10 protein-coding genes are annotated in these 10362 nt (G+C 67.5%); 8 read left to right on the forward strand and 2 right to left on the reverse strand.

Annotated features, from left to right (window positions below):
- A partial coding sequence (hisF, locus tag ACRDUX_RS16620; RefSeq protein WP_526415115.1) for an imidazole glycerol phosphate synthase subunit HisF occupies nt 1-762 on the forward strand: 762 nt, incomplete at its 5' end.
- 38 nt (nt 763-800) lie between these two features.
- Complete coding sequence (hisI, locus tag ACRDUX_RS16625; protein ID WP_526415123.1) at nt 801-1142, forward strand: phosphoribosyl-AMP cyclohydrolase; 342 nt, start codon at nt 801-803, stop codon at nt 1140-1142.
- Between the two features lie 13 nt (nt 1143-1155).
- On the opposite strand, the gene ACRDUX_RS16630 is transcribed toward hisI, so the two are convergent.
- Together ACRDUX_RS16630 and ACRDUX_RS16635 are read right to left on the reverse strand one after the other, a co-directional pair.
- Nucleotides 1156-1953 (reverse strand): ABC transporter ATP-binding protein, encoded by a 798-nt coding sequence (locus ACRDUX_RS16630; RefSeq protein ID WP_526415116.1) that lies wholly within the window; start codon nt 1951-1953, stop codon nt 1156-1158.
- Nucleotides 1950-2405 carry a peroxiredoxin gene (locus ACRDUX_RS16635; protein WP_526415117.1) on the reverse strand — a complete coding sequence of 152 codons (456 nt, stop codon included), beginning with the start codon at nt 2403-2405 and terminating at the stop codon, nt 1950-1952. Before ACRDUX_RS16635 ends, ACRDUX_RS16630 begins: the two co-directional genes overlap by 4 nt.
- Before the next feature lie 71 nt (nt 2406-2476).
- Here ACRDUX_RS16635 and ACRDUX_RS16640 point away from each other — a divergent pair, with 71 nt between their 5' ends.
- The 6 genes from ACRDUX_RS16640 to lgt all read left to right on the forward strand — a co-directional run bounded on the left by ACRDUX_RS16640 (nt 2477) and on the right by lgt (nt 10161).
- The gene (locus ACRDUX_RS16640; protein ID WP_526415124.1) at nt 2477-4009 is read left to right on the forward strand and encodes an anthranilate synthase component I; all 1533 of its coding nucleotides are present in this window, start codon (nt 2477-2479) and stop codon (nt 4007-4009) included.
- Nucleotides 4006-4632 (forward strand): TIGR02234 family membrane protein, encoded by a 627-nt coding sequence (locus ACRDUX_RS16645; protein ID WP_526415118.1) that lies wholly within the window; start codon nt 4006-4008, stop codon nt 4630-4632. The genes ACRDUX_RS16640 and ACRDUX_RS16645 overlap by 4 nt, the downstream gene beginning before the upstream one ends.
- Before the next feature lie 82 nt (nt 4633-4714).
- Nucleotides 4715-5533, forward strand: a complete 819-nt coding sequence (gene trpC / locus ACRDUX_RS16650; protein ID WP_526415119.1) for an indole-3-glycerol phosphate synthase TrpC — start codon at nt 4715-4717, stop codon at nt 5531-5533.
- Nucleotides 5534-5537: 4 nt separating this feature from the next.
- Nucleotides 5538-6803, forward strand: a complete 1266-nt coding sequence (gene trpB / locus ACRDUX_RS16655; RefSeq protein WP_526415120.1) for a tryptophan synthase subunit beta — start codon at nt 5538-5540, stop codon at nt 6801-6803.
- Nucleotides 6800-7594, forward strand: a complete 795-nt coding sequence (gene trpA / locus ACRDUX_RS16660) for a tryptophan synthase subunit alpha (protein WP_526415121.1) — start codon at nt 6800-6802, stop codon at nt 7592-7594. The genes trpB and trpA overlap by 4 nt, the downstream gene beginning before the upstream one ends.
- Complete coding sequence (gene lgt, locus ACRDUX_RS16665; protein WP_526415122.1) at nt 7591-10161, forward strand: prolipoprotein diacylglyceryl transferase; 2571 nt, start codon at nt 7591-7593, stop codon at nt 10159-10161. The genes trpA and lgt overlap by 4 nt, the downstream gene beginning before the upstream one ends.
- Nucleotides 10162-10362 lie beyond the last annotated feature (201 nt).

The following is a 10362-nucleotide window of genomic DNA, read 5'->3' on the forward strand; positions in this document are numbered from 1 at the left end:
GTCCGTGTGATCCCGTGTCTCGACGTTGACGACGGTCGGGTCGTCAAGGGGGTGAACTTCGAGAATCTCAGGGACGCAGGTGACCCCGTGGAGCTCGCGGCGGCCTACGATGCCGAGGGTGCCGACGAGTTGACGTTCCTGGACGTGACGGCGTCCTCCTCGGGCCGGACGACGATGCTCGAGGTGGTCCGTCGGACGGCCGAGCAGGTGTTCATCCCGTTGACTGTCGGCGGCGGGGTCCGCTCGGTCGCCGACGTCGACATTCTGCTGCGGGCGGGCGCCGACAAGGTGTCGGTGAACACCGCGGCGATCGCACGCCCCGAGCTCCTCGCCGAGCTGTCACGCCAGTTCGGATCACAGTGCATCGTGCTCTCGGTCGACGCTCGCACCGTGCCCGATGGCGCCGAGCCGACGCCGTCGGGCTGGGAGGTCACCACGCACGGCGGTCGGCGGGGTACGGGCATCGACGCGGTCGAGTGGGCCCACCGCGGCGCCGAACTCGGCGTCGGGGAGATACTCCTGAACTCGATGGATGCCGACGGCACGAAGGCGGGTTTCGATCTGCGAATGCTGCGCGCCGTGCGCGCGGCGGTGACGGTCCCCGTCATCGCCAGCGGCGGTGCTGGCGCGGTCGAGCACTTCGCACCCGCGGTCGAAGCCGGTGCCGATGCAGTGTTGGCCGCCAGCGTCTTTCACTTCGGTGAGCTGACCATCGGCAAGGTCAAGGCGGCGATGGCCAAGGAAGGGATCGTGGTGCGGTGACGGCGGGCAGAAGCGAAGCGACCGGGGGATCGGCACAGCTGGATGATTCGATCGCCACGCGGCTCAAGCGTGACGGCAACGGCCTGTTCGCCGCAGTCGCGCAGGAACGCGGCACCGGGCAGGTGCTCATGGTGGCCTGGATGAACGACGACGCCCTCGCTCAGACTCTCGCCACCCGCAGGGCGACGTACTACTCGCGTTCCCGCGGTGAGCAGTGGGTCAAGGGCGAGACGTCGGGCCACACGCAGTACGTGCATTCGGTGCGTTTGGACTGCGACGGTGACACCGTGCTGTTGGAGGTCGACCAGGTCGGCGCCGCATGCCACACCGGAGAGCACACGTGCTTCGACGCGGATCAGCTGCTGGCGCCCGAGGGTTGAGCCGGCTCTGGCGTCAGACGTCCATCCGGGATGCCTTGGCCCTGGCGGTCCACCGACCGTCGTGGTGACCGACCGCGACGGGGTGCGAGAACGCAGCCGTGACGTTGTCGGTGTTGACCGTGTCGAGGGCAGGCCCGCTCGCGACGGTTCGCCCCTCGGCGATCAGCAGCGCGTGGGTCGTCGTGCTCGGCAGTTCCTCGAGGTGGTGGGTCACCAGAATCGAGGCGACGTCGGGATGGGCCTCACCGAGTGAGTCGATGGTCTCCAGCAGCTGTTCGCGCGCGGCGACGTCGAGGCCGGTCGACGGCTCGTCGAGCAGGAGAAGGCGCGGGCCCGCGATCAAGGCCCTGGCAATGAGAGTCCGTCCCCGTTCACCCTGGGACAGCGTCGGCCACACGCTGTCGGCGATGCGGGTCAGGCCCACCGTCTCGATCATCGCGTCGGCACGTTCGACCTCGTCGGAGCTCGGCGTCCAGCGCAGCGGCACGTCATTGGTCCCGGTGATGCCGGTGAGGACCACCTCGCGGACGGTCCGCGGGTGCTGTAGACCGTGGCGAGGATTGACGTGCCCGATCGACCGACGCAGTACCGCGAGGTCGGTGCGGCCCATCTCCTCACCGAGAACCCGGACGCTGCCGGAGCTGGGGAACGTCACGGCGCCGCAGAAGCCGAGCAGTGTGCTCTTGCCCGCCCCGTTCGGCCCGAGCAGCGCCCAGTGTTCGCCTTCGTTGACGGTCAACGAGATGCCGTCGATGATCTGCTTGCCATCCCTGCGGAATGTCACATCGTCAAGTTGCAGTACGGGTTTCATCGAGAGCGCAGCACCTCGAGCGCCTTGTCCGCGTGACTGTCCATGCTCAACTCGCTGGCGATGACGTCGAGCACGGTGCGGTTGGTGTCGATGACGAACGTTGTCCGCTTGACGGGCATCAGCTTGCCGAGCAGGCCACGCTTCACGCCGAACTGCGTTGCCACCGCGCCATCGGAATCCGAAAGGAGCGGGTAGTCGAACTTCTGCAACTCGGAGAACTTCGCCTGCTTGGCCACCGGATCCGTCGAGATTCCCACGCGGTTGGCCCCGACGGCGGTGAACTCCGAGGCGAGGTCACGAAAGTGGCAGGCCTCCTTCGTGCAACCCGGCGTCATCGCCGCGGGATAGAAGAACAGCACGATCGGGCCGTCCGCGAGCAGGCTCGTCAGACTGCGGACGGTGCCGGTCTGATCGGGTAGTTCGAAGTCGGCAACCTGGTCACCCTTTTTCATGGGTGTCACGCTACGCGAGAGCGGTCTGGGAGGATTGTCCCGTGCAGGCACATTCCCCGGTCGCTTCGCCCTTGCCCGCAGGCGCGTCCGCCGACCTCGCGATCACGACCTCGCGTGAGGACTTCCGAGCGCTGGCCGCCGAGCATCGCGTGGTTCCCGTGACCCGAAAGGTGCTCGCCGACAGTGAGACGCCGCTGTCGGCATATCGCAAGCTGGCGGCCAACCGTCCAGGAACCTTCCTGCTGGAATCCGCGGAGAACGGTCGGTCGTGGTCGCGGTGGTCGTTCATCGGCGCCGGCGCCCCCTCCGCGCTGACCGTGCGCGACGACGAGGCGGTGTGGCTCGGCGTCACGCCAAGGGACGCGCCAAGCGGAGGTGACCCGCTGCAGGCCCTGCGCACCACCTTGGACCTGCTCGCGACCGCGCCGCTTCCCGGCCTGCCGCCGTTGAGCAGCGGGCTCGTCGGGTTCTTCAGCTACGACCTGGTGCGCAGGCTGGAGCGCCTGCCCCAGCTGGTCGTCGACGACCTTCGGCTGCCCGACATGTTGCTGCTCCTGGCCACCGACATCGCGGCAGTGGACCACCACGAGGGCACCATCACGTTGATCGCCAACGCCGTGAACTGGAATGGCACCGACGAACGCGTGGACGAGGCCTACGACGACGCCATGGCGCGGCTGGACGTGATGACGGCAGCACTGGGTGAGCCGTTGCCATCGGCGGTGGCGACGTTCAGCAGGCCCGCGCCACGGCACCGGTCGCAGCGCACGGTCGAGGAGTACTCGGCGATCGTGGAGAAGCTGGTCGGCGACATCGAGGCGGGCGAGGCGTTCCAGGTGGTGCCCTCGCAGCGGTTCGAGATGGACACGCCTGCCGACCCGATCGACGTGTACCGGATGCTGCGGGTGTCGAACCCGAGCCCATACATGTATCTGCTGAACGTTCCGAACGATGCTGGGGACCTTGACTTTTCAGTGGTCGGAAGCAGCCCCGAGGCGCTGGTGACCGTAACCGACGGCAAGGCGACCACCCACCCGATCGCAGGCACGCGCTGGCGTGGTGCGACCGAGGAGGACGACGTCCTTCTGGAGAAGGAGCTCCTGGCCGACGAGAAGGAACGTGCCGAGCACCTGATGCTCGTCGACCTCGGCCGCAACGACCTCGGACGGGTATGCGTGCCCGGCACGGTCCGCGTTGAGGACTACAGCCACATCGAGCGTTACAGCCACGTCATGCATCTGGTGTCGACCGTGACGGGGCATCTGGCCGAGGGCAAGACCGCGCTCGATGCCGTCACCGCCTGCTTTCCGGCGGGCACGCTCTCCGGTGCGCCGAAGGTGCGGGCGATGGAACTCATCGAGGAGGTCGAGAAGACCCGTCGCGGTCTCTACGGCGGCGTACTCGGCTATCTCGACTTCGCGGGCAATGCCGACTTCGCGATCGCCATCAGGACGGCGCTCATGCGCGCAGGCACGGCCTACGTGCAGGCGGGCGGTGGCGTCGTCGCCGACTCGAACGGACCGTACGAGTACGACGAGGCGGCGAACAAGGCGCGCGCCGTTCTCAATGCGATCGCGGCCGCCGAAACGCTGCAGGAACCATGACCCGTATCGCGCAGCTGCTATTGGTGCTCGCCGCGCTGGTGCTGTGGGGGGCTTCGCGCCTGACCTGGGTCGACGTCACGTCGTTCGACGGCCTCGGCCAACCCAAGTCGACGACGTTGTCCGGCGCGACCTGGTCGACGGCGCTGGTGCCACTGGCCTTGGTGGCGCTGGCCGCCGCGGTGGCCGCGCTAGCCGTTCGCGGATGGGTGCTTCGTCTCGTCGGCGTGCTCGTCGCAGTGGCGACGGTCGGGATGGGCTACCTGGGAATCGGGCTGTGGGTCATCCGAGACGTCGGTGTCCGCGCTGCCGATCTCGCGCAGATTCCGGTGACCGCGCTGATGGGCACCCAGCGCCATCACCTTGGGGCCGTGCTGACGCTAGTGGCGGCCGCGTTCGCCTTGGCTGGCGCCGTCCTGCTGGTGCGGTCGGCGGCGAAGGCCAGAGCGGGCAACGCGACCGCGGAAAAGTACCTGGCACCCGCGGCAAAACGCGAGGCCGTGCGACAGGACGGCCAGCAGAACGGGATGTCCGAACGAATGATCTGGGATGCACTCGACGAGGGCCAAGATCCCACCCGAGATCCGACACAGGACTCGACGACTTCGGACAACGAGGGGCGGTGACACTCCGTGGGGTGCTGGCGGCTACCCTTCGTGGGAAAGATCATCTGGGACTTCCAGAAGGCGTGAAGGGAAGCGACGGCACATGAGTTCGGGTACCGTGCTTGGCTCCATCATCGAGGGAGTCCGAGCCGACGTAGCCGCTCGCGAGGCAGTCGTCGGCCTGGCCGAGATCAAACAGAGGGCCCAGACCACCGTCCCCGCGCTGGACGTGATGGCGGCGTTCCGCGAACCGGGTATCGGTGTCATCGCCGAGGTGAAGCGCGCCAGCCCCTCTCGCGGCGAGCTGGCCACCATCTCCGATCCTGCCAAGCTGGCCCGCGCCTATCAGGATGGCGGCGCCCGCATCATCAGCGTCCTGACCGAACAGCGCCGCTTCAACGGTTCACTCGACGACCTCGACGCCGTCCGCGCCGCAGTGTCGATCCCCGTGTTGCGCAAGGACTTCATCGTCGGCCCGTATCAAATTCACGAGGCCCGCGCGCACGGCGCCGACATGATTCTGCTGATCGTGGCTGCACTCGAGCAGCCCGCCCTGGCGTCGATGATCGACCGCACCGAATCCCTTGGGATGACGGCGCTCGTCGAAGTGCACACCGAGGAGGAGGCCGACCGGGCACTGCAGGCAGGTGCTCTCGTGATCGGCGTCAACGCACGCGACCTGAAGACCCTCGAAGTCGACCGGGACTGCTTCGCGCGCATCGCGCCTGGGCTGCCGTCCAACGTCATTCGGATCGCCGAGTCAGGCGTCCGCGGCACTGCGGACCTGCTCGCCTACGCCGGGGCCGGTGCTGATGCCGTCCTCGTCGGCGAGGGTCTGGTCACCAGTGGTGATCCGCGCAGCGCCGTCGCCGATCTCGTCACCGCAGGCACTCACCCGTCCTGCCCGAAACCCTCGCGCTGAGATAGTGGCGGATTTCGCAGGCCCGGAGTTGCCGCTTTCCAGCACTGCCGTCGCCGAACCATCGACACATGACCCGGATGCCAAGGGGCACTTCGGGCCGTACGGCGGACGACTGGTCCCCGAGGCCTTGATGGCCGTGATCGAAGAGGTCACGGCGGCGTATGAGAAGGCCAGGACCGACCGGACGTTCCTCGACGAGCTCGACCGGCTGCAGCGCCATTACACCGGCCGTCCGTCGCCGCTGTACGAGGCGTCGCGCCTCGGTGAGCACGCGGGCGGCGCCCGACTGTTCCTGAAGCGAGAAGACCTCAACCACACGGGCTCTCACAAGATCAACAATGTGCTCGGCCAGGCGTTGTTGGCCAAGCAGATGGGCAAGACCCGCATCATTGCCGAGACGGGCGCCGGTCAGCACGGGGTGGCGACCGCTACCGCGTGCGCGCTGCTCGGTCTGACGTGCGTGATCTACATGGGCGCCGTCGACACCGCACGGCAGGCGCTGAACGTGGCCCGGATGCGACTACTCGGTGCCGAGGTGGTCTCGGTCGAGTCGGGTTCCAAGACGCTGAAAGATGCGATCAACGAAACGTTCCGCGATTGGGTCGCAAATGCCGACGACACGTACTACTGCTTCGGCACCGCGGCCGGCCCGCATCCGTTCCCGACCATGGTTCGCGACTTCCAGCGCGTCATCGGAATGGAGGCGCGTGCGCAGATCCTCCACCAGGCGGGTCGGCTGCCCGACGCGGTGACGGCCTGCATCGGCGGGGGATCCAACGCGATCGGCGTGTTCCACGCCTTCATCGACGATCCCGGTGTCCGACTGGTCGGGTACGAGGCGGCGGGCGATGGGGTCGAGACGGGTCGGCACGCCGCAACCTTCACTGGCGGCACCCCTGGAGCGTTTCAAGGGTCGTTCTCCTACCTCTTGCAGGACGAAGACGGCCAGACCATCGAATCGCATTCGATCTCAGCGGGTCTCGACTATCCGGGCGTCGGACCCGAGCATGCCTACCTGAAGGATCGTGGCCGTGCCGAGTACCTGCCCATCACCGACACCGAGGCGATGGACGCGTTCGCGCTGCTGTGCCGGCTGGAGGGGATCATCCCGGCCATCGAGTCCGCGCACGCGGTGGCGGGCGCCATCAAGCTCGGCGGTGAACTCGGTCCTGGCGCGATCATCGTGGTGAACCTGTCTGGTCGTGGCGACAAGGACGTCGAGACCGCCGCCAAGTGGTTCGGCCTGTTCGACGAGGAGACGCCGCAATGACGGTCGATGGCCTGGCGAACGTCTTCTCGAAGTGCCGGGCGGAGAACCGGTCGGCGCTCATCGGCTACCTTCCGACGGGATTCCCGGACGTCGCCACGTCGATTTCCGCGATGACGGCAATGGTCGAGTCCGGTTGCGACATAATCGAAGTCGGCGTCGCATATTCCGATCCAGGGATGGACGGTCCCACCATCGCCGCGGCCACCGAAGTCGCCCTGCGCGGTGGCGTGCGGGTGCGCGATGCATTGTCCGCCGTCGAGGCGATCAGCAAGGCCGGCGGCCGGGCCGTCGTGATGACGTACTGGAACCCCGTACTGCGCTGGGGAGTCGATGCGTTTGCGCGCGATCTCGCGTCGGCCGGTGGCGTCGGCCTGATCACGCCTGACCTCATTCCCGACGAGGCCGACGAGTGGATCGAGGCGTCCGACGCTCACGGCCTTGACAGGATCTTCCTGGTTGCGCCGTCGTCCACCCCGGAGCGATTGGCGGCGACCGTGCAGGCGTCGCGCGGATTCGTCTATGCCGCTTCGACGATGGGTGTCACGGGGGCCCGCGATGCGGTGTCCGACATGGCGCCCGAGTTGGTCCGCCGAGTCAGGCAGATATCCGACATCCCGGTCGGAGTCGGGCTGGGGGTGCGGTCGCGTGAGCAGGCTGCACAGATCGGTTCCTACGCCGACGGCGTCATCGTCGGCTCCGCACTAGTGACGGCCTTGAGTGACGGGATACCCGCCGTGAGGGCATTGACCAAGGAACTCGCCGAGGGCGTGCGACAGAGGATTTCAGCGTGACGACAACGGTTCTGGCCTTCATTCCGAGTCCGTCGCAGGGGGTCTGGCACCTCGGGTTCGTTCCCCTTCGGGCGTATGCGCTGTGCATCATCGCCGGCATCGTCGCGGCCCTGGTGCTCGGCGACCGCCGGTGGGAGGCGCGCGGAGGCGAGCGCGGGGTCATCTACGACGTCGCCCTGTGGGCGGTTCCGTTCGGCCTGATCGGCGGCCGGCTGTATCACGTGATCACGGACTCGGAGAAGTACTTCGGCCCGGACGGCGCGGGATTCCTTGCAGCGCTGCGGATCTGGGACGGCGGGTTGGGAATCTGGGGCGCAGTCGCCCTCGGTGGCGTCGGTGCCTGGATTGCATGTCGGCGTCGGGGAATCCCCTTGCCTGCCTTCGGTGATGCGATCGCTCCCGGGATCATCCTGGCCCAGGCCATCGGTCGGTTGGGCAACTACTTCAATCAGGAGCTCTACGGCCGCGAAACCGATCTGCCCTGGGGTCTGACGATCTACCAACGGCTGGATCCGTCCGGTGTCATCAGCCCACACTCGCTCGACGGTGTGTCGACCGGCCAGGTCTACGCGGTCGTCCACCCCACGTTCCTGTACGAACTGCTGTGGAACCTGCTGATCTTCGCCGTGTTGATCTGGGCCGACCGCCGTTTCAAGCTGGGTCACGGTCGCCTCTTCGCGCTGTACGTCGCCGGCTACTGCGTCGGCCGTTTCTGGGTCGAGTTGATGCGCAGTGACACCGCCACCCTCATCGCGGGCATTCGGGTCAACTCGTTCACGTCGACGTTCGTGTTCATCGGCGCGGTGATCTACATCATGGTCGCGCCAAAGGGTCGTGACGAGCCGTCGACGTTGCGCGGCAAGGACCTCGACGAGTCCCGGCTCGACGAGTTCGGTGAGGAACTGGTGGCGGTGGCCGCCACGTCCGGTGTCGTCGCCGCGGCCAAGGTCGCAGGTGATGAAGACAGGGCCGAGACCGAATCCGCGGGCGGTGCCGACACCGAGTCGGAGGCGGCTGCGGAGGCAGAGGACCTGACCGAGAAGGTGGAGACCGCGCCGTCCGAGGACATCGCTGAGGCCGAGGCGTTCGCCGCAGCAGGTGTCGATGCCGATGAGCAGCGTGAAGCCGGACTGCGCTCAGTCGAGGGTGATGAGGCCGTCGAAGCCGAGGTCGGGGCACCCGAAGCGCACGAGGCTGCGGTCGACGGAGCCGCCGAGGCTGAATCGTTGGCCGAAGAAGTGGCCGCCGAGCCTGACGCGGAGCCCGAGGCCGACGAAGTCCAAGCCGCCGAAGACGCCGCCGCCTCTGAAGAACCCGAGTCACCCGACGTGGCAGATGCCGCGTCAGAGACCAGCGAGACGGCGGACGAAACCGCGGAGGCCGCACCAGGCACCGACGAATCCACGGCCGCCCCCGAAGCCGGCCTGGGCTCTGTCGACGGCGACGAGGTCAAAGCCGCCGAGGCCGACGCGACCGAGGTACACGACGCCGCGGTCGAGGGCGCCGAGTCAGCAGAGGCCACCGCAGACGACGTGGCCGCCGAAGAATCCAAGTCTCCCGCCGCCGAAGAACCAGACACCGCGCCAGAGACCAGCGACACGACCGACGAAACCGCAGAGATCACACCAGCCACCGACGAATCCACCGCCGACTCAGCAGAAGCTGAGGCTGAGACCGCCCCCGAAGACGGCCTGGGCTCGGTCGACGGCGACGAGGTCGAGGCAGCAGCAGCCGACGCGACCGAGGTACACGACGCCGCCGAAGAACCTGAATCTCCCGGCACCGAGGCAGACGCTGCGCCAGAGTCCGGCGAGACCACCGAGGACAGCAACACGCAAGCCACACCAGCCACCGACGATTCCGCCGCCAGCCCAGAAGACGGCCTAGGTTCCGTCGATGGTAGTGAAGTCGAAGCCGCCGAGGCCGATGCGACCGAGGTACACGACGCCGCCGTCGAAGGCGCCGAGTCCGCAGAGGCCACCGCAGACGACCTCACCGAAGAGCCCGAATCTCCCGCCACCGAGGCAGACGCTCCGCCAGAGTCCGGCGAGACGACTGAGGAAAGCGCGGAGGCCACACCAGCCATCGACGATTCCGCCGCCACCCCAGAAGACAGCGTGGGCTCCGTAGACGACGCCGCGGCCGAGCCCGATTCACCTGACGCCTCCGAAGACACCGCACCAGAGGCTGACGCCACCGCCGAAGAGCCCGATGAATCCACCGCCACGCCCGAAGACGGCCTCGGCTCCGTAGACGGTGGTGAAGTCGAGGCCGCCGGAGCCGACGCGACTGAGGTACACGACGCCGCCGTCGAAGGCATCGCATCAGCCGAAGCCACCGCAGACGACCTCGCCGAAGAACCCGAGTCTTTCGCCGCCGAGGCAGACTCTGCGCCAGAGACCAGCGACACGGCGGACGAAACCGCGGAGGCCGCACCGGCTACCGACGGATCCACCGCCACCCCAGAAGACGGTCTCGGCTCCGCCGAAGCCCCCACCCACAAACCGAGCGCCACACCCCAAGCGCCGACCAAGACTACGGGCCGACGTTGGTGGCGCCGGAGCTAGTGTCTCAATCGCCCATTGAATCCCAGTGGTCGGCGACAGATTTGACTATTGAACGGTCTGTCGACGTCGATTCGATTGCGCCGCTCTAGGTATTGCTTGAATCGCCGTGGCGGGCCTGTGAGTTCTTGGGAACGCTAGAACGGTGGGGGCGGTTCGGTGGCTTCGGCTGCAGCCCTTGCCTGTTCGGCCACGGCCTTGGCT

Origin of the sequence: Mycobacterium sp., from assembly GCF_050701675.1 — a bacterium.
Classification (GTDB): domain Bacteria; phylum Actinomycetota; class Actinomycetes; order Mycobacteriales; family Mycobacteriaceae; genus Mycobacterium.

Coding starts and splice junctions, on each gene's coding strand:
- trpC (WP_526415119.1), top strand. CDS start 4,715: ATGAGTTCGGGTACCGTGCTTGGCTCCATCATCGAGGGAGTCCGAGCC.
- trpA (WP_526415121.1), top strand. CDS start 6,800: ATGACGGTCGATGGCCTGGCGAACGTCTTCTCGAAGTGCCGGGCGGAG.
- ACRDUX_RS16630 (WP_526415116.1), bottom strand. CDS start 1,953: ATGAAACCCGTACTGCAACTTGACGATGTGACATTCCGCAGGGATGGC.
- ACRDUX_RS16645 (WP_526415118.1), top strand. CDS start 4,006: ATGACCCGTATCGCGCAGCTGCTATTGGTGCTCGCCGCGCTGGTGCTG.
- ACRDUX_RS16635 (WP_526415117.1), bottom strand. CDS start 2,405: ATGAAAAAGGGTGACCAGGTTGCCGACTTCGAACTACCCGATCAGACC.